24 protein-coding genes are annotated in these 25,486 nt (G+C 62.8%); 13 read left to right on the top strand and 11 right to left on the bottom strand.

The genetic code is table 11. The features are described 5' to 3' along the window. From B0G82_RS29560 to B0G82_RS29545, 4 genes are read left to right on the top strand one after another with little or no spacing between them, the layout of a single operon-like run. A complete protein-coding gene (locus B0G82_RS29560; RefSeq protein ID WP_121309927.1) occupies window positions 1-1,338 on the top strand; it encodes an FAD-binding oxidoreductase in 1,338 nt (445 codons plus the stop codon). Next, window positions 1,335-2,243 carry an ABC transporter permease gene (locus B0G82_RS29555; RefSeq protein ID WP_116147612.1) on the top strand — a complete coding sequence of 303 codons (909 nt, stop codon included), beginning with the start codon at window positions 1,335-1,337 and terminating at the stop codon, window positions 2,241-2,243. Before B0G82_RS29560 ends, B0G82_RS29555 begins: the two co-directional genes overlap by 4 nt. Next, a complete protein-coding gene (locus B0G82_RS29550) occupies window positions 2,240-3,034 on the top strand; it encodes an ABC transporter permease (protein ID WP_121309926.1) in 795 nt (264 codons plus the stop codon). Before B0G82_RS29555 ends, B0G82_RS29550 begins: the two co-directional genes overlap by 4 nt. 25 nt (window positions 3,035-3,059) lie before the next feature. Further along, window positions 3,060-4,487, top strand: a complete 1,428-nt coding sequence (locus tag B0G82_RS29545) for an aldehyde dehydrogenase family protein (protein WP_121309925.1) — start codon at window positions 3,060-3,062, stop codon at window positions 4,485-4,487. Window positions 4,488-4,569: 82 nt separating this feature from the next. On the opposite strand, the gene B0G82_RS29540 is transcribed toward B0G82_RS29545, so the two are convergent. Together B0G82_RS29540 and B0G82_RS29535 are read right to left on the bottom strand one after the other, a co-directional pair. Beyond that, window positions 4,570-6,249 carry a GMC family oxidoreductase N-terminal domain-containing protein gene (locus B0G82_RS29540; RefSeq protein WP_121310922.1) on the bottom strand — a complete coding sequence of 560 codons (1,680 nt, stop codon included), beginning with the start codon at window positions 6,247-6,249 and terminating at the stop codon, window positions 4,570-4,572. Window positions 6,250-6,369: 120 nt separating this feature from the next. Further along, window positions 6,370-7,431, bottom strand: a complete 1,062-nt coding sequence (locus B0G82_RS29535; RefSeq protein ID WP_181916944.1) for an ABC transporter substrate-binding protein — start codon at window positions 7,429-7,431, stop codon at window positions 6,370-6,372. A 396-nt stretch (window positions 7,432-7,827) separates the two neighbouring features. Between B0G82_RS29535 and B0G82_RS29530 the strand changes: the two genes are divergently transcribed. The 3 genes from B0G82_RS29530 to B0G82_RS29520 all read left to right on the top strand — a co-directional run bounded on the left by B0G82_RS29530 (window position 7,828) and on the right by B0G82_RS29520 (window position 10,854). After that, complete coding sequence (locus tag B0G82_RS29530; RefSeq protein WP_241974880.1) at window positions 7,828-8,451, top strand: hypothetical protein; 624 nt, start codon at window positions 7,828-7,830, stop codon at window positions 8,449-8,451. Window positions 8,452-8,706: 255 nt separating this feature from the next. Beyond that, window positions 8,707-10,359 (top strand): cyclic nucleotide-binding domain-containing thioredoxin-disulfide reductase, encoded by a 1,653-nt coding sequence (locus tag B0G82_RS29525; protein ID WP_121309924.1) that lies wholly within the window; start codon window positions 8,707-8,709, stop codon window positions 10,357-10,359. A gap of 204 nt (window positions 10,360-10,563) precedes the next feature. Next, window positions 10,564-10,854, top strand: coding sequence for a hypothetical protein (locus B0G82_RS29520; RefSeq protein ID WP_106283196.1), 291 nt, complete (start codon window positions 10,564-10,566; stop codon window positions 10,852-10,854). Between the two features lie 403 nt (window positions 10,855-11,257). Here the strand turns inward: B0G82_RS29520 and norR are convergent, their stop codons facing one another. Continuing rightward, on the bottom strand, window positions 11,258-12,853 hold the full coding sequence (gene norR / locus B0G82_RS29515) for a nitric oxide reductase transcriptional regulator NorR (RefSeq protein WP_121309923.1): 1,596 nt from the start codon (window positions 12,851-12,853) through the stop codon (window positions 11,258-11,260). A 112-nt stretch (window positions 12,854-12,965) separates the two neighbouring features. On the opposite strand from norR, the gene hmpA reads away from it, so the two are divergent. Beyond that, window positions 12,966-14,147 (top strand): NO-inducible flavohemoprotein, encoded by a 1,182-nt coding sequence (gene hmpA / locus B0G82_RS29510; protein ID WP_121309922.1) that lies wholly within the window; start codon window positions 12,966-12,968, stop codon window positions 14,145-14,147. Between the two features lie 79 nt (window positions 14,148-14,226). Here hmpA and B0G82_RS29505 read toward each other — a convergent pair whose 3' ends face one another. From B0G82_RS29505 to B0G82_RS29500, 3 genes are all read right to left on the bottom strand, one after another. Further along, complete coding sequence (locus tag B0G82_RS29505) at window positions 14,227-14,514, bottom strand: hypothetical protein (protein WP_116147605.1); 288 nt, start codon at window positions 14,512-14,514, stop codon at window positions 14,227-14,229. A gap of 71 nt (window positions 14,515-14,585) precedes the next feature. After that, a complete protein-coding gene (locus tag B0G82_RS39865) occupies window positions 14,586-14,732 on the bottom strand; it encodes a hypothetical protein (protein ID WP_158608205.1) in 147 nt (48 codons plus the stop codon). A 268-nt stretch (window positions 14,733-15,000) separates the two neighbouring features. Continuing rightward, window positions 15,001-15,525 carry a phasin family protein gene (locus tag B0G82_RS29500; RefSeq protein ID WP_121309921.1) on the bottom strand — a complete coding sequence of 175 codons (525 nt, stop codon included), beginning with the start codon at window positions 15,523-15,525 and terminating at the stop codon, window positions 15,001-15,003. A gap of 755 nt (window positions 15,526-16,280) precedes the next feature. Between B0G82_RS29500 and B0G82_RS29495 the strand changes: the two genes are divergently transcribed. Beyond that, entirely contained in the window at window positions 16,281-16,769 is a 489-nt protein-coding gene (locus tag B0G82_RS29495; RefSeq protein ID WP_199730218.1) for a low affinity iron permease family protein, read from the top strand. A 54-nt stretch (window positions 16,770-16,823) separates the two neighbouring features. Here B0G82_RS29495 and B0G82_RS29490 read toward each other — a convergent pair whose 3' ends face one another. Both B0G82_RS29490 and B0G82_RS29485 read right to left on the bottom strand, forming a co-directional pair. Continuing rightward, the gene (locus tag B0G82_RS29490; RefSeq protein WP_121309919.1) at window positions 16,824-17,855 is read right to left on the bottom strand and encodes an alpha/beta hydrolase; all 1,032 of its coding nucleotides are present in this window, start codon (window positions 17,853-17,855) and stop codon (window positions 16,824-16,826) included. Between the two features lie 127 nt (window positions 17,856-17,982). Continuing rightward, window positions 17,983-18,297 carry a DUF4148 domain-containing protein gene (locus tag B0G82_RS29485; protein WP_116147601.1) on the bottom strand — a complete coding sequence of 105 codons (315 nt, stop codon included), beginning with the start codon at window positions 18,295-18,297 and terminating at the stop codon, window positions 17,983-17,985. Between the two features lie 553 nt (window positions 18,298-18,850). Between B0G82_RS29485 and B0G82_RS29475 the strand changes: the two genes are divergently transcribed. Then, window positions 18,851-19,597 (top strand): hypothetical protein, encoded by a 747-nt coding sequence (locus B0G82_RS29475; RefSeq protein ID WP_121309917.1) that lies wholly within the window; start codon window positions 18,851-18,853, stop codon window positions 19,595-19,597. Window positions 19,598-19,783: 186 nt separating this feature from the next. Here B0G82_RS29475 and B0G82_RS29470 read toward each other — a convergent pair whose 3' ends face one another. Further along, the gene (locus tag B0G82_RS29470) at window positions 19,784-21,253 is read right to left on the bottom strand and encodes an MEDS domain-containing protein (protein WP_121309916.1); all 1,470 of its coding nucleotides are present in this window, start codon (window positions 21,251-21,253) and stop codon (window positions 19,784-19,786) included. Window positions 21,254-21,555: 302 nt separating this feature from the next. After that, the gene (locus tag B0G82_RS29465) at window positions 21,556-22,425 is read right to left on the bottom strand and encodes a class I SAM-dependent methyltransferase (RefSeq protein ID WP_116147597.1); all 870 of its coding nucleotides are present in this window, start codon (window positions 22,423-22,425) and stop codon (window positions 21,556-21,558) included. 101 nt (window positions 22,426-22,526) lie between these two features. Between B0G82_RS29465 and B0G82_RS39860 the strand changes: the two genes are divergently transcribed. Next, the gene (locus tag B0G82_RS39860; protein ID WP_158608203.1) at window positions 22,527-22,703 is read left to right on the top strand and encodes a hypothetical protein; all 177 of its coding nucleotides are present in this window, start codon (window positions 22,527-22,529) and stop codon (window positions 22,701-22,703) included. Window positions 22,704-22,718: 15 nt separating this feature from the next. On the opposite strand, the gene B0G82_RS29460 is transcribed toward B0G82_RS39860, so the two are convergent. Further along, complete coding sequence (locus B0G82_RS29460; RefSeq protein ID WP_241974878.1) at window positions 22,719-23,282, bottom strand: ester cyclase; 564 nt, start codon at window positions 23,280-23,282, stop codon at window positions 22,719-22,721. Window positions 23,283-23,571: 289 nt separating this feature from the next. On the opposite strand from B0G82_RS29460, the gene B0G82_RS29450 reads away from it, so the two are divergent. Both B0G82_RS29450 and B0G82_RS29445 read left to right on the top strand, forming a co-directional pair. Beyond that, a complete protein-coding gene (locus B0G82_RS29450) occupies window positions 23,572-24,627 on the top strand; it encodes a Dyp-type peroxidase (RefSeq protein ID WP_121309914.1) in 1,056 nt (351 codons plus the stop codon). After that, entirely contained in the window at window positions 24,620-25,423 is an 804-nt protein-coding gene (locus B0G82_RS29445) for a family 1 encapsulin nanocompartment shell protein (protein WP_121309913.1), read from the top strand. Before B0G82_RS29450 ends, B0G82_RS29445 begins: the two co-directional genes overlap by 8 nt. Window positions 25,424-25,486 lie beyond the last annotated feature (63 nt).

Here is a 25,486-nt window from a genome sequence, read left to right as displayed (position 1 = left end):
ATGCTCGCGCCGATGACACCTCCCACGCCCGCGCCTGATTCGCTCTGGCGCGCGCTCCTGACGGCATCGCCTGGCGCCGCTGCGGCGGTCAGCACCGGCGTACCCCTCACGCACGATCTCGACGTCGAGGTCGCCGTGATCGGTGCGGGCTACTCGGGGCTCGCCGCGGCGTATACGCTGCAAAAGCGCGGCGTCGACTGCGTGGTGCTCGATGCGAATCCGGTGGGCTGGGGCGCGAGCGGGCGCAATGGCGGCGTGGTGTCGTCGAAGTTCCGACTGTCGTTTCCCACCATCGACAAGCTGCACGGCCTCGAAACCGCGAAGCGCATGCATCGTCTCGCGCACGACGGCGTGCGGGTCGTCGAGACGCTGGTCGATGAATTCCAGTTGGCGGGTGCCCGCTTCGAACACACCGGCAGCCTGCGCTGCGCGCACACGGACACCGCGCTCACCGCGATCCGCGCTGAAGCCGACTGGGTTCGCACGAATCTCGGCGATACCTCCATGACCGCGCAATCGCGTGCCGACATCGAACGCGAGACGGGTTCCAAGGGCTTTGTCGGCGGCGTGCTGAGCGCGGACGCCGGCACCATTCTGCCGCTCGAATACGTGCGCGGACTCGCGAGCGGCCTCACGCTGCGCGGCGTGCCGATCTACGAATCGACACCGGTGCAGCACATGCAACGCGCGCCCGGCGAGCCGCGCGTGACGCTGCGCACACCCGGCGGCACGGTGCGCGCGAAGCAGGTCATCGTCGCGACCAATGCGTATTCGGATCTCACCGAGGCCACCGCACCGTATCAGCGCGAACTCGTACCGTTTCGCAGCGCGATGATCGCCACCGAACGCCTTCCCGCCGACCTCGACGCGCGCCTGATGGTCGAGCGCCGCAGCTACACCGAAACGCGGCGCATGATGAAGTGGTTCCGCAAAGTGGACGGCCGCATGCTGTTCGGCGGACGCGACGCGTTCGGCAAGGAAGGGCAAACAACCGGCTTCGACGCGCTGCAGCGCGCCATGGTCGCGCTCTTTCCCGATCTCGCAGACCTGCGCGTGGAATATCGCTGGTCGGGTTATGTGGGCATGACGTTCAATTCGCTGCCGCATGTGGGACGCAGCGACGACGCCACGACCTTTTGTCTGGGGTATAACGGGGCAGGCGTCGCGATGGCGAGCCTGCTCGGCCAGCATGCCGCCGCGCTCGCGCTCGGCGAAACGCCCGAGCTTTCACTGCTCGGCGCGCCCGGTCTGCGGCCGGTGCCCTTCCATTCGCTGCGCGCGCCGGGTGTGAGACTCGTCGCGGCGTGGTATCAGTTTCTCGACGCCGTAGGTGCATGATGACAACCGCCAAACGGATGCTCCAGGGAACCACCTTGATGCAGGCCACCGAGTCCGATCCCGCCGCGCGCTATCAGCGCCGCGAGGACCGCACGATGCTTCTCCTGATGACCCCGGCGCTCCTCGTGATCGTGGTGCTGCTGGTCGTGCCGCTCGCGTGGCTGTCGTGGCAGTCCATCTATCACGACGGCTTCACGCTCGAAAACTACCGGCGCATGTTGACCGGCGCTTACCTCGATACGTTTCTGTTGACGTTCAAGCTGAGCATTATCGTGACCGTCATCACGCTGCTGCTCGGCTATCCGGTGGCGTACTTCGCCGCCTCGCTGCCGCCGAAGCTGAGCGCGCTTGTGCTCGGCATGGTGATTCTGCCGTTCTGGACCAGCGTACTCGTGCGCACCTATGCGTGGCTCGTGCTGTTGCAGCGCACGGGGCTGGTGAACAAGGCGCTGATCGCCTCGGGACTCGTCGACCGGCCAGTGCAGCTTGCCTACAACCAGTTCGGCACGGTCATCGCGATGGTGCATATCCTGCTGCCGTTCATGGTGCTGCCGCTTTATTCGGCGATGCAGAAAATCCCGTCGAATCTTTCGCAAGCCGGTGCGAGTCTCGGCGGCTCGCCGCTGCACGTATTCCTGCGCGTGTTCCTGCCGCTGTCGCTGAGCGGCGTGTTCGCCGGCGTCACGCTCGTGTTCGTGCTGTGCCTCGGCTTCTACATCACGCCTGAACTGATGGGCGGCGGCAAGTCGATCATGGTGTCGATGGTGGTGAGCCGCAACGTCGAGATCTACAACAGTTGGGGCGCGGCGAGTGCGGTAAGCGTTGTGCTGCTGATCTGCGTGTTCGCGATTTTCTATGCCGCGAGCCGCGTGGTGCCACTCGACAAGACCTTGGGCGCGAAATGAACAAACTCCCGTTCGGACGGATCGTCCTCGGCGCGAGCGTCGTGCTGATTCTGCTGTTCCTGATGGTGCCGGTGCTGATCGTGGTGCCGCTGTCGTTCTCCGACACGCGCTTCATGACCTTCCCGCCGCCCGCCTACTCGCTGCGCTGGTATCACTCGTTCTTCGACAATCCCGCATGGATCGACGCGGCGCGCACCACGCTGAGTGCTTCGATCTGCGCCGCGCTGATCGCCACGCCGCTCGGCGTGGCCGCCGCCTACGCGATCCAGAACGGCACGCACTGGATCATGCGCTATCTGCGCACCCTGCTGATGCTGCCGTTGATGGTGCCGATCATCATCGTCGCGGTCGGCGTGTTCTTCGTGTACTCTCAGGCCGGCTACGTCAATACGCTCGGCGGCCTGATTCTCGCCGATACAATGCTCGGGCTGCCGTATGTGCTGATTTCGGTCGGCGCCGATCTGCGCACTTTCGACCGCACGCAAGAGATGGTCGCGCGCAGTCTCGGCATGAATCGCTTTCGCAGTTTCATGACGGTGACGCTGCCGCAGATCAAGGCAAGCGTCATTTCCGGCGCGGTGTTCGTGTTCATTCAGGCGCTCGACGAAACGGTGGTCGCGCTGTTCGTGTCGGGCGGTTCGAACCAGACGCTCACGCGCCGCATGTTCGTGGCGCTGCGCGACGAGATCGATCCGACCATCGCCGCGATCAGCACGATGCTGACCGCGCTGACGCTGTGCCTCGTAATGATCGTCGTGGTGAGCCGCCGCTCCAACGCGGCGCGCGCCTAACCTCTCTCTGAAGAAACGTGACTACATGCTCAACGCACTGAAGTTTTATATCGATGGCGCGTGGGTCGAGCCCTCCACCGACGCACGCCGTGCCGTCGTCGATCCCTGCACCGAGCAAGCCATCGCCGAAGTGGCGATGGGCACGCCCGCTGACGTGGATCGCGCGGTAGCCGCCGCGAAGCGCGCGTTCGTGTCGTTCTCGCAGACCACGCCGGCCGAACGCCTCGCATTGATCCGCCGCATTCTCGAAGTATTTCTCGAACGTCAGGACGAAATGGGCGACACGATCTCGCGCGAACTCGGCGCACCGCGCGCGATGGCGCGTGCGTGGCAAGCGGGCATCGGGCGGCGGCATCTCGAAGAACTGATTCGCACATGCGAGACGTTCGCGTGGCAGCGCAGGAAGGGCACGACGCTCGTCAATCACGAACCGGTCGGCGTGGTCGCGCTGATCACGCCATGGAACTGGCCGATCAACCAGATCGTCTGCAAGGCCGCGCCCGCCATTGCGGCCGGATGCACGATGGTGCTCAAGCCCAGCGAAGTCACGCCCCTCAATGCGTTGCTGTTCGCGGAGATACTCGACGCGGCAGGCGTGCCGCCGGGCGTGTTCAATCTCGTCAACGGCGACGGGCCGACTGTCGGCGCGGCGCTCGCGGCACATCCCGATGTCGATATGGTGTCGTTCACCGGTTCGACACGCGCGGGCGTCGAGATCGCGAAGCTCGCGGCGCCGACTGTGAAGCGCGTGCATCAGGAACTGGGCGGCAAGTCCGCGAACATTCTGCTGGACGACGTCGATTTCGAAGCGGCTGTGACGGCCGGCGTCAACTCGTGCTTCAACAACAGCGGCCAGTCGTGCAATGCGCCGACGCGCATGCTCGTGCCCGCGGCGCGCCATGACGAAGCAGTGGAGATCGCGCGGCGCGCGGCGCAGGCGCAACGCGTCGGCCCCGCCGATCACGAGCGCACGACCATGGGTCCGGTGGTCAGCAGCGTCCAATTCGAGCGTGTGGAGCGGCTGATTGCGGCCGGCATCGACGAAGGCGCGCAAGTCGTGGCCGGTGGCCTCGGGCGTCCGCCGGGTCTGGAACGCGGCTATTACGTGCAACCGACGGTCTTCGCGGCTGTGCGCCCTTCCATGACGATCGCGCGCGAAGAGATCTTCGGCCCGGTGCTCGCGATCATGCCGTATCGTGATGAGGAAGAAGCGATTGAGATCGCGAACGACAGTCCCTTCGGCCTCGCGGCCTATGTTCAATCCGCCGATCTGGAGCGCGCGCGGCGCGTGGCGTTCAGGCTTCGTGCGGGCAGCGTGTATCTGAACTATCCGTCGTGGGATGCGGGCTCGCCGTTCGGCGGATATAAGCAGTCGGGCAATGGACGCGAATACGCCGAATGGGGACTTGAGGCGTTTCTTGAAGTGAAAGGTATTGTTGGATTCGGCGACTGAGCGCGCCGGGCGCCGATTGGACCGTTCATCGCTTGATACTTGCCGGGCCGTCGCGTTGCAACGCGGCGGCCCGGCATTACATTCACATACGCCCGCGCAACATGTCCGCAATCCGCTCCGCGATCATGATGGTCGGCACATTCGTGTTCGCGCACGGTATGGACGGCATCAGCGACGCGTCGCACACCGAGAGGCCGCTGACGCCATACACCGCGCCGCGCGCGTCGCAGACAGCGAGCGGATCGTCGGCCGCGCCCATGCGGCAGGTTCCGGACGGATGCCAGGTGCCGCCCACGGAACGCGTCACGAAGCGCGTCAACGCATGATCGTCGGCGAGCAAATCGTTTAGCGTCACGCCTTGTGTGACCACGCTGCGCACCAGCCACGCGCGCAACGGTCCGGCAATGTCCAGCAGCAGGCTCAGCATGCCGCGTTGCAATGCGTTCCACGCGCCCGGCACGGCCACGCTCGCGACACGCGGCGAATAGCTCGAAGGCAGCAGCGTCGCGCGGTGCTTCGCCATCATCGGATCGGCGAGTGTGCGCGCGCCGAAGCGCAGCGCGAGCTTCAGCCGTTCGAGATCGCGCGCGTCGGCGAGCATGTTGAAATCGACGATGGGTTCGTCTTTCGGATCAGCCGACGCGAGACTCACGCGGCCGCGCGAGTACGACTTGTTCACCCAGAAGAAGATCGTGCCGAGCCGGCGGCCGACCGAATGCCAACCCGAGCGCGACAGGATCGCACCGTGCATGTCTCCGGGCACTGCCCCGCTCACCCCCGACGAGAAACGCACGATCGCCTGCTCGTGATGCTCGTTCGGATATAAGGTGCGGGAAGCGCGCGGCAGAAACGCCGACACGGCAATCGACGGATGCTCCATCAGATTGCCGCCGACACCGCCTCGATCCGCCACCACCTCGATACCGAGCGCGGCGAGCTCGGCTGCCGGGCCGATGCCGCTTCGCATCAGCAGCGCGGGGCTGTGAATCGCGCCCGAACAGACGATCACATGTTTGGCGCGCAACGTTTCGTTGCGGCCGTCCTGGCTGATCACGCGCGCGCCGATCACGAGCTTGCCGTCGAACAGGATGCGCTCGACGAGCGTGTGCGTGCGGATCGTGAGATTCGGTCGAGCGCGCACGGCGTCGTCGAGATAGCAGACCGAGGTCGGGATGCGTTCGCCGGCTGCGCTCACCGCGATCGATCCAATGAACGTGCCGTCCTGCCACTCGCCGTTCTGGTCGTCACGCCGCGGGTGGCCGCGTGCGTCGAGCGTGGCGAGCACCGCGCGCACGAATGGCGAGATACGCGCCCACGGCGCGCGCTGGATACGAACCGGTCCGCTCTTGCCATGTAGCGCACCGTCGAAGTCGCAATCGGTTTCGAGCTTGCGGAAGTACGGCAGGCAGGCGCTCCAGTTCCAGCCGTGCGCGCCGAGCGCGTGCCACTCGTCGTAGTCGGCCGGCGCGCCGCGATTCGCCATCAGCGCATTGATCGCCGAACCGCCGCCGAGCAGGCGCGCCTGTTCGTAACGGCGCGGCGCGGCCGAGGCGCTCATGCATGCCTTCAGTCGCTGCCAGATGTTCGCGGTGTCGAGATAGGCGCGGCCGGGATAGCGGCTGCGCACTGCCTCGGGCATATCCGTTCGCGAGATATTGCGGCCGGCCTCGACGAGGCCGACGGTCTTGCCGGCATCTTCCGACAGGCGCGCGGCGAGCACGCAGCCGGCCGAGCCGCCGCCGAGAATCAGATAGTCGATCACGTTCAATGAATGCGCAGACGATGAGCCGTGCGGGACGCGCGACAAGCGCTCAGCGTTGCGCGCGCAATTCGGCGCGTTCGTGTTCAACGGCCTCGACTGGCGCGCGCAAGATGATGCCGCTTACTGCATGAACTTGAGCCAGCGCGCCTTCGCCTGGACGCCGGCATCCGACGCCCACCATTCCTCCGACATCAATGCCTGCTTCGACGCATTCTCCGGCGAGCTCGGCAATTCGCTTGCGCGCTTCGCGTCGATCTTGCCCGTCTTGAATGCAGCCGGATTGCCCGGGCCGTAGTCGATATAAAGTGGCAAGTTGGCTTGCAATTCCGGCGACACCGCGGCGTTGATGAACTTGATCGCCTCAGGCAGGTTCGGCGCATTCTTCAGCACGCAGAGTTGCGTGTCCTGCAGAATGCCGTCGTTGAAGGTGAAGTCGACATCGGGGTTGTCCTTGCGCACCGCGCTTGCGCGGCCGTTCCAGATCATCGTCATGTCCACTTCGCCGTCGTGCAGCAATTGCGCCGACTGGCCGCCCGAGGTCCACCAGACGGTCACGTCCGGCTTGATCTGCTGCAGCTTTTTGAACGCGCGGTCGACGTCGAGCGGATAGAGCTTGTCACGCGGCACACCGTCGGCGAGCAGCGCGGCTTCGAGCACGGTCTGCGGATCGTTGCGCAATGCGCGCGTGCCGGGGAATGCCTTCACGTTCCAGAAATCGGCCCAGCTCTGCGGCACTTTTTTCAACGACTTCTTGTTGTAGCCGATCACCGTCGAATAGAACTCGTACGCGACCGAGTACGGCGTGCGGTATTTCTCCGGCATGGCCGCCCCATTCGGAATCTTCGAGAAGTCGAGCTTTTCCAGCAGACCTTCCTTGCCGCCGCGCAGGCAGTTGGAGGTCGGCGTGTCGACCACGTCCCAGATCGGCTTGCCGGTCGCGGCCTGGGCTTTGATCTGCGGCCACGCGTCCGGAATGCTGTCCTGGTTCACCGTGATGTTAAGCAGCTTCGCAGCCGGGTCGAGAATCGCCTTGGTCTGCGCTTCCTGATAGGTCCCGCCTTGCGAGACAAAGGTGATCTTGCCGGCGGCGGCAAACGCGGGCGTCAAACACGCGGGCGCGAGATTCGCGACGCCGAGGATCAGAACAGCGGCAAGCGGGCGCAACATGGGCTTCTTGATCACGACGGGGTCCTCGAAACGGTTGAGCGAACATATCGTCGATGTCATGCATCGTTGAGCCCAATATAGTGAGTCTATTTATTCGCCACAACGCCGGAATTGTTTGAGTGCCCATGACGTCACGTTATAACCCGGCAAAACCCCAATGCCGTGAACACGCCTGTTTGGGTACTGCTCAAGGCGCGCGGCTCACTCGACACGGCGCGGGGACTTCTCAACGAAACGCGCAGAGGCGGCGGGCAGCTGATAGTGACGGACCGGCCGTCGAGCGGTGTCAGAACGGTGTCAAAACGCACGGAGAAAACCGCATAAATCGCATTGCAAAACGCCGCGCCAAATGTTTTTTGGCGGTCGATTATCATGATTCGATCACCTCACTCGAATGGTTCGGTGTTGGATATGACGAATACAGGCAAGGCGTTGGTCGTCGCGCTGGTGCTGGTGGACGTGGGCTTCATCGCTTACCAGCTTCTCCCTAAAAGCAATCGCTCCGAAGTGGCGCCGGACGCGCTGACGGCCAGTTCCGTCGCCACGGCGCCAGTTAGTCCGCGCGTGGACGGCACGCATGTGACCGCGGGCAACGTGGTTGCCACTTCGCCGTCCGCGAACAGCACGGGAGAGATCGCGGGCGCACCGTTGTCGCCCAAAGCGGGGCCTGCCCTCAACGGCGCGCAGCCACAGGCATCGCGACATAAACCGCCGGGTCGCGCGCCTGCATCGGCAGAAGCGCGCGAGTCTGTCGCTGCGAAGGCGAACACCGTGCAGCCGATTGCACGCGCGCGAAGCGATCTGACCCGGCATGGTTCGAATGCCGTGGCGGCTGCCATGACGGAACAACTCGTCAGGGAATCGTCCAAACCCGATCCGTCGCTGCCAATGCCGCCGCCGACGCAGACCGCACCGGCCAGCCAGGACCACCGCGGGTCGAACCCCGTCGCCGCCGCGATGACGCAGGAACTGGTAAGACAATCCGCACGAATCGGTCCGGCTTCTCAGGCACCGGCTCCAGGCGGAACGCAGTAATACTGCAGTCCGAACTAATTGAATGACCGCGTGGCTTCGATCGACAGGCAGCTCCCCAACTACACGGCAGCATGGCTGTCGCGTGCATTTCGAACACCGCAACTCGCCGCAATTGGCCCAATCGCCGAACGTTTGAGCGCGATGCCGCGTTCGCTTCGTCGCAGACTCGAAGCATGAAGTCGCCGGGCGAACGGCCTATACTGGTTCGGACTCCCGCAGACCGTCCCTCCTCCACCTGCCTGTCTGGACCCAGCCATGCTGACAACCGACGACATCCGGTCAGTACCGCTCTTCGCCACCCTCTCCGACGATGAACTCGACCATCTCGCGCACACGTCCGCGGACCTCCATCTGTCCGCCGGGGAGTTCGCGGTACATGAAGGCGGCGAACGCGCACTGTACGTCGTGCTCACCGGCAAGATGGAAGTGATCAAGACGTTCGACGGTATCGAGCGCACGCTAGGCTGGCGTTTGCCCGGCACGATCTTCGGCGAAGTGCCGCTTGCGCTGAGTTCGCCGTTTCCCGGCGCGTACCGTGCGGCGGAGCCGTCCCGCGTCATGCGCGTAGACGCTCAGCGTTATTACGAACTGGCGGCCGCATCGCCCGCTGTGGCGCTCAAGATGGGCGCGCTCGCGCGCGAACGCATCGGCGGCTTGCAGGGGCTTTCCGCTGAACCGCCCAAGGCGCGCGTCACCATGGTCGGCAGCCGCTGGGACGATGCCTGTACGGCGCTGCGGCATTTCCTCGCGCGCAACCAGATCAGCTACGACTGGATGACGCCGGACGCGCCCGAACTGCCCAGGCGTTGGCCCGGAACCTGTCCGGCGGAAGAAGAGTATCCGTCGCTGCGACTGGTCGACGGCACGGTGCTGAACCGGCCCGAGACCCGCGAGCTTGCCGGACTGCTCGGTCTGCAAACGCAGCCCCGTCTCGCCGAATACGACACGATGATCATCGGCGGCGGCCCGGCCGGTCTTGCCGCGGCGGTCTACGGCGCATCGGAAGGCTTGCGTACTATCGTACTGGAGCGCGAAGCGCCCGGCGGCCAGGCCGGCACCTCCTCGCGTATAGAGAACTATCTGGGCTTTCCTAACGGCGTCTCCGGGGACGAACTCGCGAGCCGCGCACTGCAGCAGGCAAGGCGGCTCGGCGCGGAGATTCTGGTGACTCGGTCAGTCGACCGGATCGATGTGCAGGCGCGTAGCGTTCACCTCGACGGTGGCGACATCATCCGGACGCGCACCATCATTCTTGCGACGGGTGTCACGTGGCGGCGTTTGTCGATGGAAGGCTTCGACCGGTTTATCGGTAAGGGTATTTACTACGGCGCGTCGCGCAGCGAAGCGAACGCGACGCATGGCCTCGACGTGTATCTGATCGGCGGCGGCAATTCGGCCGGCCAGGCCGCGTTGTACTTTGCCAATCATGCACGCATGGTGACGCTCGTTCTGCGCGGCGATTCGCTCGAAAAGAGCATGTCGCGCTATCTGATCGAGCAGCTGCGCGGCAAGTCGAACGTGGCCGTGCGACTGCGGGCGGAAGTCGTGGGCGCGTACGGCGATACCCATCTGACGGCGATCGACGTGCGCGATGCGTCGAGCGAGGAAGCGCGCCGGCAAGATTGCGGGGCATTGTTCGTGTTCATCGGCGCCGACGCGCAGACCGGCTGGTTACCCGAAGAAATCGCCCGCGATGCGCGCGGCTACGTGCTCACCGGCGACGACGTCGTCAAGGCCGGACGCTGGTCTCATAACCGGGATCCCTACCTGCTCGAATCGAGCGTGCCCGGCGTGTTTGCCTGCGGCGACGTGCGCCTGAGCCCGGTCAAACGCGTTGCTTCCGCAGTCGGCGAGGGCAGCATGGCCATCGCGTTCGCCCACAAATATCTGCAGCAGGACGCCCGCTAGCGACGGTCGCGCCGCGCGGCTATTCGGCCCGCGCGCGAAAGCGCGGCGGCCGCTGGACGGCGGCGCCGACAAGGCCTATTCTTCAGCGGAATACGTCGGTTTTCCGATCATCGCAGATTGACTAAAAAACAGGCTTCTGTTCGGCCGATTGGAACCTGCCCCGCCGGCGCACACTTGGCGTACCCATTGCGCAAGGAGCCCACGATGTCTACCCGCCACGATAAAGATAACGAGTTCGAAATCGGCCTGCCGGCTGCTTCGACGCCTGAATGGACCAGTCCGGTGCCGGGCGCCGACGCCGCAACAATGCGGGGGTTGCACCTCGCGTCGGAGAGCGTGCTGTGCCTCGCGACGCAGACCTACGACGCCGTTGCGCGCGGCGACGCGGCAGGCGCGGAGGCGACGCGCGCCTCGCTCGAACAGCAACTGCAACTGGCCACGCGCCTGATCGACGAGCTTCTGTTCGACGGCAGCGGCCCGCATACGACGCATTGACCGGCCCGCCGGCCGAACAGCACCCATCGCAGTCTCACCCTCTGAAAATTGACATGAGCGCTCTGACGGTAATTTTCTGCATCTGGGCCATGGTGGCCTTTTGCGCAATCCTCTTTATTCGCGGCGCCACGTCGCGCGTGGAGCGTCCAACCCAGGCACCGCAAAAGCGCCCGGCGCGCTTTTCGATCGCGGAGTAACTTCAAGCAGTGATTCCGATTCGCACGTGAGAACACCTGCGAATCGTTCGAACGTTCTCATCGGAATAGTCGTACGGCAAAAGCGGCGCGGCAGCCCATCATCACCACAGGTCGCAACGACCCGGTCGCCGCCGCAGCATGAATCCGAGCGGCGCAGTGCTGCGCGGCTGTCGTCTGCCTTACCTTTTATCCCATGGAGATCGTCTTCATTTAAGGCCGAGCCGTTTAGCCAACCGGTTCAGATTCGCGCGGTCAAGACCAAGCTCGCGTGCGACCGCCGCCCAATTCTGATTGTGACGCGCCAACGCGTCGACAACGGTGTTCCGCTCGAACTCGGTGACCGCGCTGCGAAAATCCTTCGATCCGGTCTCAGTTGTTTCGGCCTGCGCTTTCTGGACCCCGTCTTCTTCCGGTGCGGCGGCCAGCGCAAAGTCGGCGGCCGTCAACGTCAGAATCCGGCGACGCTCACGATTTGCGGCCAGCGCCTTGAGCGCGCTTCGGCCGATCAGGTGCTCCAACTCACGCACGTTCCCCGGCCACGGATAACGCAGCAGCATGGCTTGCGCATCCGTCGCCAGACGCAGACTCAAAAGACCGAGCCGCGAGCGATTCTCTTCGAGAAAAAACCCCGCCAGCAACAACACGTCGCGGCCGCGCTCGCGCAACGGCGGCACGCGTAACGGATAAACGCTGAGCCGATGGTAGAAGTCCGCGCGAAACCGCCCGGCGCGAACCTCTTCAGCCAGATCGCGATTCGTTGCGGCGATCAGCCGCACGTCGACCTTGTGCTCGTGGTCCGAGCCGATGCGCTGCAACTGGCCGTTCTGCAAAACCCGCAACAGCTTGGCTTGCACAAGTAGCGGCAGCTCACCCACTTCGTCGAGAAAAATCGTGCCGCCGTCGGCCAGTTCGAATTTGCCGCGCCGGTCCGACGATGCGCCGGAGAACGCGCCCCGCACGTGCCCGAACAGTTCGCTCTCGACGAGTGTATCCGGCAGCGCGGCGCAGTTCAGGCTGATCAGCGGCTTGTTCGCCCGCGCCGAGAGCGCGTGGATCGCGTTGGCCACGAGTTCCTTGCCCACGCCGGTCTCACCGGTGATCAGCACAGTCAGATCGCTACCGGCGACCACCTCGATTTCCTTCATCAGATGCGTGTGCGCGTCGCTGCTACCGACCATCTCGCGCCGGCTCTGGCTGCTCGCCTGCCGGTAGGCTTCAGCACGCGCCCGCTCTTCCTCGCTGCTGCGCGCAAGTGTGTCGATCCGTTCGACGACGCTCACGGTAGCGGCGGCCAGGCCCAGAAACGCCCGCAGCGACGCCATGTCAATACTGTCGAAGCGCGCCGGGTCGAGCGCGTCGAGCGTGAGCAAACCCCACGGCCTGCCGCGCACGAACAGCGGACAGCCGAGGCAGTCATGCACTTCGAGATGCCCGGCCACGCCTTGCACGAGGCCGTCGTAGGGATCCGGCAGATCGGAGTCGGCGGCGAAGCGAGTCGGCTCCGGCCGCGACAACAGCTGCTCGAAGCGCGGGTGGTCGCTTACACGAAAGCGGCGTCCGAGCGTATCGCTGCTCAATCCGTCGATGGCGAGCGGCACCAGCGTGTCGCCCTCCAGACGCAATAGAGCGGCCGCGTCGCCGGGAAACAGCGCGCGCAGGCTGCTCAGCAGACGGCGGTAGCGTTCGCGGTCGGACAGTTCGCGCGACAGATCCTGGATCAGCGGTGTCAGGACGTCCAGCAGTGCTTTCGCAGTCAGATTGACTCCATCAGGAGTCTTTTCGACTAAGGTAGAATTGACCATCATTAAATTCAGATCGTTGATTTGATTACATTTTATACCTGGCACGAAACATGGATACATCACCACATCAGTCGAAGCACGACTGGATATCCACCAACTACCAGGACTTCCCATGCTTTCCGCCGAACACCGCGCCATCGTCAAAGCCACCGTTCCTCTTCTCGAAAGCGGGGGCGAGGCGCTGACCACGCACTTCTACGACATGCTGATCAGCGAACATCCCGAAGTGCGTCCCATGTTCAATCTCGCCAATCAGGCGAGCGGCGCGCAGCAGCGCGCACTGGCCAACGGCGTGCTGATGTACGCACGTCACATCGATCAACTCGAACAGTTGGGCGGGCTGGTCTCGCAGATCATCAACAAGCACGTCGCGCTGAATATCCTGCCGGAGCATTATCCGATCGTTGGACAGTGCCTGCTCAGATCTATCCGCGAAGTGCTCGGCGCGGAGATCGCCACCGACGCGGTCATCGAAGCGTGGGCCGCCGCCTATCAGCAACTCGCCGATCTGCTGAGCGGCCTCGAAGAGAAAATGTACGCCGAGCGCGAAGCGGCGCCGGGCGGCTGGCGCGGCACGCGGCTCTTTCGCGTCGCTGGTAAGGTGAGGGAAAGCGACGAGATCACGTCGTTCTATCTGCGTCCCAACGACAACGGCGAGCTGCTCGCGTTTCAGCCAGGGCAATATATCGGCGTGCGGCTCGTGATCGACGGCGAGGAAGTGCGGCGTAATTACTCGCTCTCGGCCATGTCGAACGGCGAGGAATACCGGATCAGCGTGAAGCGCGAACCGAATGGCAAGGTGTCGAACCATTTGCACACGCACGTCAATGAAAACGATACCGTGGAACTGTTCGCGCCGGCGGGGGATTTCAAGCTCGAAGACAGCGACAAGCCGCTGGTGCTGATCAGCGGCGGGGTGGGCATCACGCCCACACTCGCCATGCTGCAAGCCGCACTGAAAACCGATCGCCCCGTGCACTTCATTCACTCGGCGCGTCACGGCGGCGTGCATGCGTTCCGCGACGTGGTCGACCAGCTGGCCGCGCGCCATCCGAAGTTGAAACGTTTTTATTGCTATGAGCAGCGCCGCGCGGAAGATGCCGACGCGCACGGCATCGGCTATCTGGACGAAAAGCATCTCGACGCGTGGCTGCCCAGGACGCGTGACGTCGACGTCTATTTCCTCGGACCGATCGCGTTCATGAAGGCCATCAAGAAGCATTTGAAGGCGATTGGCGTGCCGGAGTCGCAGAGCCGGTATGAGTTCTTTGGTCCGGCTTCCGCTCTCGAATAAAGCGCGGGTTGCGGTTGACGTGCAAATAGCCGGAGCCGGCTATTTGCATGCAACGGCCGGGCGCGTTGAAGTCACGCCTTTAGCAAAGCGTTGCGCTCGTCACCCAGGACATGCTCTTGAAGCGCGCGATCATGGCGTCCACCAACTCGCGTTGCGCTTGAGCCAGCGCGATCGTGACCTCTTCAAAACCGCTGCCCGGAAGCGTCGTGACAGCGACTGTCTCGACGTTGCGGGAGAATGGAAATAGCACCTGCCAGATTGCGGCAATGCGCATACCGTGAAGTGCCGCGCGCACCACGAGTCGATGACGGCCCGGGGTGTGCGATGTCAGTACCTGCAATCCGCTCTCAGAAGATTCACTGGTCATGTCGTGTCCTTTTATATTGACTGATCCGCGTTGCTCGCGGCTTTTCGATGTTTGCCGATTCTCCCACCTTATTAAGGCATCTTGATGATTCCGCTCAAGCGTCTGAGCAAGGCGTCGGCATGCTCGCGCTCGACCTTCGATATTTCGCGCTGGTTCAGTATTGTCTCGATACGTTGACGCCAATAATTCGGTTCATTGACGACCGACGTGTCGGCCATCGAATCACCTTTTGAAAGCAATCTCTCTAGCGTTGTGACTATCGTTTCAATATGCGAAAGATCGTTCCTATAAGAAGCGTGACTTCCCATTACATTCCCGGCTTACTTTATCAAGCGCCTTTGGACCGCCCTTCAAACGGGTTGGCAAGCAATGCGATACCCATTTCGTTTCCGAATCGGCCGATCCGTCTGCTTGGAGGAAAGCGAAACAACAGCCCCCGGCGCATTTGCGCCAGGCTGCGTGAGCATTGCTGTTGACTGACTGGCTTTATTTGGCCCGCGCCTGAGCAGGCACCGTCAACTGACTGGCTTGCGCCATGGCAATGGCTTGCGCAGTGGCTTTGCGCATCGTGTCGTAGGCAGCGCCCGCGCTGGAAACCGCCGACTTGAACGCAGTGACCGCGAGTTCGGAACCTGCGGGCGCATTGCGCGCGAAGTCGTTGAACGCCGTCTGCATTTTCGTGTTGGATTGTGCGAACTGGTCTTCGAAAATCTTCAGAAACTCGGCTTGTGCGTCATTCGCGATTTCAAACATGTGACTGTTATAAGACAGTACTTTCTCTGCGACGGGCTTGGCGTTGCTGGCCTGATGAACAAACAGCTCGACCGGCGTCTTACCCGATATCGCCATCTGCCATGCCTGCTCGCTCTCCGCAAGCGTGGCCCTGGCTGCCTGCAGGTTCAACTTAGCCAGCTCTTCAAAATACTGGAATGTTTGCTGCGCAAACGAAAAGGCGACGGCAACATTGGCACTTTGCAGGGAGATGAATTGTTCTGGCGTCGAAAAATACACTCTGGACTCCTTCGTTAAGACGTTCACATTGCTCAGACAAGAGACATGCGAAACCAGCGGGATGCAAGCAGATTGTTGACCCTCGAATTGCCCCAAGCCGCTCGAATCGTTTTGCGATGCAGCATTAGATGAAACATTCTAACTTTGTTAAATCTGCACCTGGCGCACTCTTTTGTAGGTAATTACCCTTGGCTGATGGCGCGGTTCTGGCTGAGGAATCGCGTGGCGGCGATGGCTGAAAGATCAGCGGAATAGGCGCCGCCTCGGCGCATGCGCCGACGTGTGGGAAGCAACGTGGAGAACACTGTCGATAAGCGGCTTGGTCGCGCTATGAAATGCGTGAGCAGATGTGCGATAGACGGTCAAATGCATGCGCATGTGACCGTCTTCGCAGCGGAGAAAAGAATCAATGTGATGCGGATTTACAACCATTTATCCGCAGCGCCGCGCCATTCAATGCGGCGGCAATACCAGTGGGCTTCAATTGGTATCAGCAATAAACGTCGGGAGTATTTTGGCCGCGTGCACGGGATCGGGCGCCCATGAACGCCAATTCCCTCTTCCTGCGAATCAACACGGATCGGGTGCCGGACACTCAGCGCGCTGAGGGCGCTGTCGGATTACCTCGAACAGCATCCTGAATCGAACGTGTGGGGGTAAATCGGCGGGCCGCTGACGTGCTTCGAGCCATGCCCGTGGGCGGGGTCGCGCCTGTGCGATGATGCCTCACGTCAAACCGCCCCCCGGAGGTCATGATGAGCGGCAAATGGTTTTCGAAGTTCGCAAGCTTCCTTTCCACGATGACCGGCAGGCCGCTCACCTTTGTCCTGGCCGTCGCCATGGTGATCGTCTGGGCCCTCACCGGCCCGCTCTTTCACTACAGCGATACGTGGCAACTCGTGATCAACACGTCGACCACGATCGTTACGTTCCTGATGGTCTTCCTGATCCAGAACACCCAGAACCGCGACACCGCCGCGATGCAGATCAAGCTCGACGAGTTGATCCGCGCACTGGGAGGGGCTCACAACGCCCTGCTCGATCTGGAAGAACTCGAGGAAAAGGACTTGACGCGCTTTCGACGACACTACGAAAAGCTGGCTGAAGAAGCGCGCGCTGTGCTGCGCGCCGGCGGCAGCGACACCGATTCGCCGTTCGTCGACAATCGCGATGATCGTGACGAAGACCGGCGAAGCGGTAAAGGTCGCGAGGGCAAACCTGGAGCGGCGGAGCAACGCGGCTAGCCAATGCATTGGCTGCGTGCGCACGCTTTGCGATAGCCGTCCGCGCGCGCAATGCTAGAAACGTGCGACGTCGATCACGGCATCGGCAAATGCTTTGGGCGCTTCCTGCGGCAGATTGTGTCCTACGCCGCCGCCGATGTTCCGATGCGCGTACTTGCCGGTGAACTTCTTCGCGTACGCCGCCGGGTCCGGATGCGGCGCGCCGTTCGCGTCGCCTTCCATCGTGATGGTCGGCACGGCGATCGTCGGCGCCGCGGCCAGGCGCTTCTCCAGATCGTCGTATTGCGGCTCGCCCCTCACCAGTCCCAGACGCCAGCGATAGTTGTGAATCACCACCGCGACATGATCAGGGTTGCTGAACGATTGTGCCGAGCGCTCGTACGTTGCATCGTCGAAATTCCATTTCGGCGATGCCGTATGCCAGATCAGCTTGTTGAACTCGTGGCGATTCGTGTCGTAACCCGCCGCGCCGCGCTCCGTCGCGAAGTAGAACTGATACCACCAGGCCAGTTCTGCTTTCGGCGGCAACGGCGTGCGGTTCGCCTCCTGGCTGCCGATCAGATAACCGCTCACCGAGACCATCGCCTTGCATCGTTCCGGCCACAGCGCGGCGATGATATTCACCGTGCGCGCGCCCCAGTCGAAGCCGCCGAAAATCGCCTTGTCGATCTTCAACGCATCCATCAGCGCGATGATGTCGACCGCCACCACCGCCTGCTGGCCGTTGCGCGGCGTATCCGCGGACAGGAACCGCGTCGTGCCATAGCCGCGCAGATACGGCACGATGACGCGATAGCCGGCCGCTGCCAGCAACGGCGTGACTTCGGCAAAGGCATGGATATCGTACGGCCAGCCGTGCAGCAGGATCACAACCGGCCCGTTCTGCGGGCCCGCCTCGGCGTATCCCATGCTGAGCGTGCCCGCGTTGATCTGCTTGACGGTGTCGAACGAGGCGGCGCTCGCTCCCGCCTTCGTGCTATTGGACTGTGCGTTGGCAAGCCCGCTTAGTCCCAGTTCCATCAGGCTGAGGCCCGCAACCGCCGTCCCGAGCAGACGACGCCGCCGGGTGTTGATCTGGTCAGACATGGCTAATTCTCCTTATGTGCGACAGCGCTGAATTGAACGGTGCGCCCGCGCGACGCACCGAATGGTTGAAACGAAACATCGCGAGGCGTGGTCGACAGAAGCGCCCGCCCTCGAAGCCGAGTTTAAGTTACGGCTTCGCGTAGATCGCGCCGAGACCGATCACTTCTGAGTCCGACGCACGCGAGCCCGATGCCGAGCTGCCAGCCGTCGCCGAGCCGTATGACGATGCCGTCGGTCCGTTTTGCGCACTCACGCGAGCTTCGGCAGCCAGGATATTCCTGGGGTATTGCGTCTCATCGCTCGCGGGGTTGTAACCGGCCTTCTCCAACTGCACGAGTTCCGCGCGAACCTGCGCCCGGGTGAGCGGCTGATTCGATTGTGCGAACGACAAAGCCGGCAGAGCAACGGCAGCGGCGACGATAAGCGATTGAATGACTTTCATGACTTTCACCTCGAGAAAATGTCTTCCACGCAAACGCCCGTTTGCGTTCTGGTTAGCAAGGCCAGTTCGGCTGGCTTGGAAGCATTAGACCCCGTGGACGTATCTGGCTTATGTCGGCAATGCCCGTTGATGAAACGTTATGTACCTTGCTACGGTGCGGATACATTGCGATACAAAGAACGGGGCGACGTTAAGGCTCCAGCCCGCCTCTAAGTCCTCGTCCATGATGAGCAGAAAGGGTGTTGCATGGGAGGAAATGCTCAGTTTCCTGTAGAGATTGCGCCGGTGAACCTTGGCCGTGGCGGGTAATGCACTCGGCTGTCTCGCCATGTTCCTGGTCGATTGACCGGTGAGAATCATCAGCGCGACTCCGGTCTCGCGATGGGTCAGTCAAGCATTGGATCGCCTGCGCAATGCTTTGTGTCTCCGCGATCAACTGAGGTTTTCTGTTGGGCCAAGAGACCATCGCCACCGGGTCGCCGCTGATGAAACGCGACATCGCATACCTCAAGCGCCAGTGCGAACGCAATTCAAAGCGGGGCGGTAACTTACAATGCTGCGGATGAGCCAATCTTCTACAGCGTCGAAGCGAGACCTGCTGACTTCCTATTTCTCGAGTGGCGATGCCATTCGCAGTCGAAGCGTCAGTGACATCGTGCTGTCAGGCATGCTCGACGTGCCACCGCTCCCCGCTCGTGTGCTTGCGGATTGGGACAGGGAGACGTCGTCGCGCATGGTCCTCGAGCCCGGTGACGTCGAGGTCATGCCGTTGGCGCGAACGCAAGTGCGCTGGCCGGACTATACGCGCTGCGTGCGAGCAGCGTCCGAATGGACGGCTGCGCTCGGCTTGCCCGGCGTGCTCGCCGTCAGCGACATCGCGCTCATGGCCTGCCGTGGCGCGAGATATCACCATGACGGCGCGCAATATGGCGGTGCGGCCTTTTGCAATCTGTTTCTCAGCGAAGACAAAGGGCTGGATGTGCATTTCCCCGCCACGGGTCATCGCATTCCCCTGACTCGCGGCACGGCCTTGATATTCGACACCGGCCAGCCACATGGGGTGATCCGGCGCGGCAGCAGCGGATTCAATGCTGCCGACTTCGCTGCGGATCAGGATTGCACGCAAATCTTCCTGACGTGGGAGCTTCCCATCGAAGACGTGCACGTGGCGCAGACGCTGAACGTTGCCTTCGACATTGCCTCTTCAACCTCTTTGCACGCGGATAAAGAGCAAGTGTGCGTGAATGGCGAACCCGCCATGGTGTGCCCGGAAACCGGTCGTTGGTGTCGGGTCGAATGATCGTCGAGGTTTAAGCGGGCTGTCGCGGTTGAGCCTTGCCTCCTGCAGGCAAGCCTTAACATTGCCCTCCAGGCGTTCGCCGCGCTGGTGGTGACCGCACCGGCGTTTCTTGCGGCCCGCGGCCTGAGGCGACTCGGCCGCAACCGCACATGCATGGCCTGACGACGCGTTAAGCCATCGCGTTCGCTATACGGCAATACCTTGCGTGACCGGCGCGGCGCAAACCGCTTCGCATTCGTGCGCTGCGGGCGCGATCGCCGCGATTGGCGCGACTAGCTTTGCCAGCGGCAGGCGTACCACGAACTCCGAGCCGCGGCCCAGTCCCCCGGAAAACGCTTCGACGGTGCCACCATGGCTCGCGACGATATCGCGCACCACCGCCAATCCGAGTCCATGCCCCCTGGTGCCCAAGGCGTGGCCCGCAAGCCCGCGCGCGTAGGGCTTGAAGATGCTTGCAAGCTCGCCCGGCGCGATGCCGGCCCCTTCGTCGCTCACGCTGATATAGCAGTAACGCCCGGCGCGGGACGCCGTCACCTTGATCGCATCCGCAGCCGCCGAATATTTGAGCGCGTTGATCAGCAGATTGACGAACACCTGGGTCAACTCGCCGAAGTCGCCTTGCACCCGCAGCGGTGCGTCGCCGGCCGTCACCTGAATCGGCGCGTGATCTGGCGCGCCCGCTTCGGCTACCTGCACACAATGCGCGAGCAGATCGCCGACATCGACCGGCGCGCGATTCACCACCGCTCTTTCGCGCGACGTACATGCCAACGCGCCCAGCGCCGGATCAACAGAACCGGCGAACCCGGCATCGTCCGGCGCCATCAATTGCTGGGCCAGTTGACCGAGCACGCTTGCCTGCCGTGAGAGTAGAAGGGCGTATCGCGTCAACTGTTCGTCGTGGCCGTACTGGGTGTTCAACAAACGCGCGAGCAGTCCGAGCGGCGTGATCGCATTGCGGATTTCGTGGCCTATCGTTGCGCCGCTCGAAGCCTGTTCCGATTCATCGCTACGCCCGGCAACAGTGACGACGTGCTCGGCACGTTGCACACTCCGCCCGCCAGCCCGCTCGCGCGCATGCCCGGAAGCCTCGACGCGCGGCCGCTCGATCTTCGCATCGTGCAGACGCTCGATCTCCCGTGCCTGCGCAGTGCGAAGCTTCTGCACGCAGTACGTGCACAAACCGATGATCGGCCGCGCAGCAAGCTTCTCCTTCAGCGAGGCTTCATAGTCGAGCAGCGCAACCCAGTCGGTGGTTTCGTTGCAGACGGCGTCGCCGGCCACTCGCAATCCTTCGAAGCCTCGCCCCAGCGCGTCGTTGATCGCCTTCGACCATAAGCCCACGGTGGCACCGCCGTTGAAGCCCGTTTTAGGCGAGGCGTAAATCTGCGCGCCGTCGAGAATCTGCAATTGGCCTGCATCGATATATTCCGCGAGTGCGGGCGCGGTTCGCGTGAGCATATAGCGGGCTTTGTCGGGTCCCAGCAGCGCGGGCGCGATCCACACGGCCGCTTCGCGATTGGCGAGTCCCGCATGCAGGAAGTCCGCGGTGACGCTGAGCAATTCGCTCCGCGATTCGTAGAAGTGACACAGATGGGAGCCCCAAGTGAGGGCGCCAAGCGCTGGAAAACCGCTTTTACGAGGTCCGGTGGTCATCGTTTCCCTGAGAGTGCGTGGGTCAAGAACCACAGTCGCGCCAGGCTTTAACGATGTCCCGCGCGCTCGAATATGAATGTCACGGCACCACTCGCGTCGATCCGCCGATCCTGTTGAAGGACAGGAAGCGGCTCCGCCGCGTTGGTGCTCGATATTTGGGATTCAGCAGAATTTGAAAGTACGCGAGGGCCAGCTTTGACAGAATAGATATTTTCCCTATGCATGATTTTGGGCGGCAATGAGCGTCTGGTCACATGCGCGTCAATCACGTGTGGTATTCGATCTGGAAAGGGGCAATGGGCTCACGGCGGCCAGGTGCTCGCCACGAGCAGATCCTCCGCATTGTTCGGCGGGCGCAGACCGTCGGTCCTGCCGGAGAAGTAGCGCTGCGTCAGATCGGCCGCCGGGACGTGTATCGCTTCGCCAAAGCCGGCTTCATGGGCCAGCGCCAGCATCTCCGGTGGAGTGAAGAAGCTGATGAAAGGTGTCCCGCTTGCTCGCGCGCCCTTCTCCGCCATCTCGAGCCCCGGACGTACCTCGGGGTCCGCCAGATGCAGCGGGAGCAGGAAGGTCATGGCAAGCGTCGATCCCGGCGCGAGAGCCGCGACCTCGCGCAGCGTGGCCATGTTCGCTTGCAGTGTGAGATACATACTGACGCCCGTGGAGACCACGATCGCCGGCTTGCTGTCATCGAAGCCGGCAGCCGTCAACTCGTCCCGCCAGTTCCGGCCCGCTTCGAAATCGACCGGCACGAAGCGCAGCCAATCCGGCACGCCGTAGCCGAGTTCATTCAGCCGCTGGCGCTTCCATGCCTGAGGACCTGGCGGGTCGATCTCGAACACCTTGAGGCGGGACGCGATCTCCGGCCTGCGCTGCGCGAAGCTGTCGAGCCCCGCGCCGAGGATCACGTACTGACTCAGCCCGCGCCCGGCCTGTTCCACGACCAGATCTTCGATGAAGCGCGCACGAGCCACGATCGAAGCGCGAAACGGACGCGTGAACTGCGGGTCCATGTCTCCGCGTCCGCGCCAGTCGTCGCCTGGAGCCAGCAACTTGAGGCCCACTGTGTCTTCCAGCACATGCGGCGGCGGGTCCGCCTCGACATGCAGCGCGCGCCACAAGGCGACACGCGCAGCGGTGCTGTCGGGCGCCGCATTTCGCTTCTCGTTCATGAGTCTCGATCCGGTTGTTTGTTTCCGGGCTCCGATTCGACATCGCACACCAGCACCTGTCGCAATCCTGCCGCGCGCAACAGGCTATGATTGCCACGTGAATGGACGAGCCGATGACGGGGGACAGCGTGTCACAGACAAGCTCTGATCGCAAGACGACCTTCAGCACACGCCTCTTATGGTTCATTGGACTGTGGCTGCTCGGCGTTGCCGGCGCAGTGCTGCTCGCGCTGCCGTTCCGGCTTCTGATCGCCGCGGCCATGCATTATCAGCATTGATTCGTTGTTTCCACCTCAATGCCGGTCGAGCATTTTTGGCAACTGGCCAAGCTGTCGAAATAGCGATAGCCAATCTTCGAGGTGCCAGGTTTTCTCGATCAGATTTCCGCGCATCTGATGGAAAGAATGAATCGCGAATTTCACATGCTTCGAACTCGCGTCGATGCCGAGCAGCTTGCCCGTTTGCGTGCCGCTGATCTCCGCGCGAACCCCTATCCGGTTGCCATGCACCAGCAAATCGAGAATTTCGACTTTCAAGTCCGGCAGCGCGGTCGCTATGTCGTGGAACACCTGAACCATTTGACCGGGCCCGGGGGCGGCGCCGCGAGGCTCCGGGATGTACTGCCAGTCAGGGGTGACAACCTTCGCCAATAACTCGACGCTTTTCTGCTCGAACGCTCGATAGAATCCTTCAACCGCTTCTCGCGCCACCGCTTCATCGGTACCTGAGGTCATGATCTGCTGCTCCTGAGGGTGCAAGTCGCCATGGTAGACCGAATCATTCCGGGCGGCTTCACGGCATTCAACGTCAGCCCGCCCTCCATTTGCATGCGAATGAATGCGGCCGTTTTTTGCCAATCCGCCGCGCCATAGCGCGTCCCGAAACTGGCACCCAGTACCCACAAATTATCTGCCCGGTATAACATCTGTGAGCGTGATGGACGTCAACCATGTCACGCATGTTGCGCCCTTCCTGCGACAAGCCAAAGCGGCATGCATGCGTGCGGCGTCGCGGTGACCGCAACAGCTAACCTGCTTCAATCATTCAAACGAAACTCGCGCCCGCCTCCGGCATGAAACACGCAGGCGCAACGACGTGGGTTCTACTGCTGTAGGAACCCGTAACGGTCTCTAAACAATCAAGCCGATGCCCAACGAAATCCCGGAACCGCAAGCAATCTGTAATGAAGTCTCCCGCAGCGCGATCTTCATTGTCGCGACCGTCGCGAACGACCGTGATCAGGAGGCCAAGGTGCGCGAATGGTGCGGCGACATTGCCGCCCTCGTGCGCGCGGTCGGCAAGCGTGTGCCGGCCGGCAATCTGTCGTGCGTCTGCTCGTTCGGCTCCGACGCGTGGGACAGGCTGTTTGGCGCGCCGCGGCCCGCCCTCCTGCATCCATTCCGCGACATCGGCGAGGGCGAGCGTCGCGCGTTGGGGACACCGGGCGATTTCCTGCTGCACATCCGCGCCGATCACATGGATCTCTGTTTCGAACTCGCCACGCAGTTGCTCGGCGCGCTCGGCGACGCGGTCACCGTGGTCGATGAAGTTCACGGATTTCGCTACTTCGATATGCGCGACATGGTGGGTTTCGTCGACGGCACCGAGAACCCGACAGGCCGCGCCGCCGATGAATACACGCTGATCACCGAAGACCCCGGGTTCGAAGGCGGCAGCTATGTCCTCGTGCAAAAGTACCTGCACGACATGGACGGATGGAATGCGCTTTCGGTCGAGACTCAGGAGCGCATTATCGGCCGCAAGAAATTGTCCGACGTCGAACTCGACGCAGCGGTCAAACCGTCTTCGTCGCACAGCTCGCTGACCACGATCACCGAGAACGGCAAGGAAGTGAAGATCTTGCGCGACAACATGCCATTCGGCCGCCTGGGCGCGGCCGAATTCGGCACCTACTTTATCGGCTACGCACGATCGCCCGCGCCGATCGAGCAGATGCTGGAGAACATGTTCATCGGGCGGCCGCCGGGCAACTACGACCGGCTGCTCGACTATAGCCGCGCCGTCACCGGAGGCCTGTTCTTCGTGCCGTCGGCCACCTTGCTCGAAGAACTCGCGGACCGCGACCCGCCGAGCGTCACGGCCGCCATCGAAACACAACCCGAACCCTCTTCGACCGCCGAGCCGCGCCACGACGGCTCGCTGAATATTGGCTCTCTCAAGGGAATCTCCCAACATGAATAACCTGCATCGCGAGCTCGCCCCCATTTCCAGTGCCGCCTGGTCGCAGATTGAAAACGAAGTGGCGCGCACCTTCAAACGCAGCGTAGCGGGCCGTCGCGTGGTCGACGTCAAGGGTCCGGGTGGAACCGAGCTGTCCGGTATCGGCACGGGGCATCAGACCGCGATTGCCGCGCCTCAACAAGGCGTCGTGGCCAGGCTCGCGGAGGTCAAGCGCGTGGTCGAGTTCACCGTGCCGTTCGAGTTGCAGCGCGAGGCGATCGACAGCGTGCTGCGCGGCGCGAACGACGCCGACTGGCAACCCGCGAAAGACGCAGCGAAAGAACTCGCCTATGCGGAAGATCGCGCGATCTTCGACGGATACGAGGCAGCGGGAATCGGCGGGATTCGCGAAGGCTCGTCGAACGCGCCGCTCGCGCTGTCCGCCGACATCGGCGATTATCCGCACGCGATCGGCAATGCACTGGAGGCGTTGCGGCTCGCCGGCGTGGACGGGCCTTATTCCGTGCTGCTCGGCGCCGACGCCTACACGGCGCTCAGCGAGGCACGCGACCAGGGCTATCCGGTGATCGAGCACATCAAGCGGATCGTGAACGGCGACATCGTCTGGGCGCCCGCGCTGAGCGGCGGAAGCGTGCTCTCCACGCGAGGCGGCGACTTCGAGTTGCACCTCGGTGAAGACCTGTCGATCGGCTATCTCAGCCACACCGAATCGGTCGTGCGCCTCTATCTGCGCGAAACGCTGACATTCCTGATGTTGACGAGCGAAGCCTCCGTGTCGCTGACGCTCGCTGAATAAGCGCGGGTTCTTGCGGGCTCAGGCACGCAAGGGCCGTTTCATCCGCGACCGGCGGCGCCGGTG

The sequence above is a fragment of the Paraburkholderia sp. BL17N1 genome (genome assembly GCF_003634175.1).
In the GTDB taxonomy this organism is placed as follows: domain Bacteria; phylum Pseudomonadota; class Gammaproteobacteria; order Burkholderiales; family Burkholderiaceae; genus Paraburkholderia.
The sequence above is the reverse complement of the archived record's forward strand: the minus strand, read 5'-3'. Positions and strand labels throughout refer to the sequence as shown.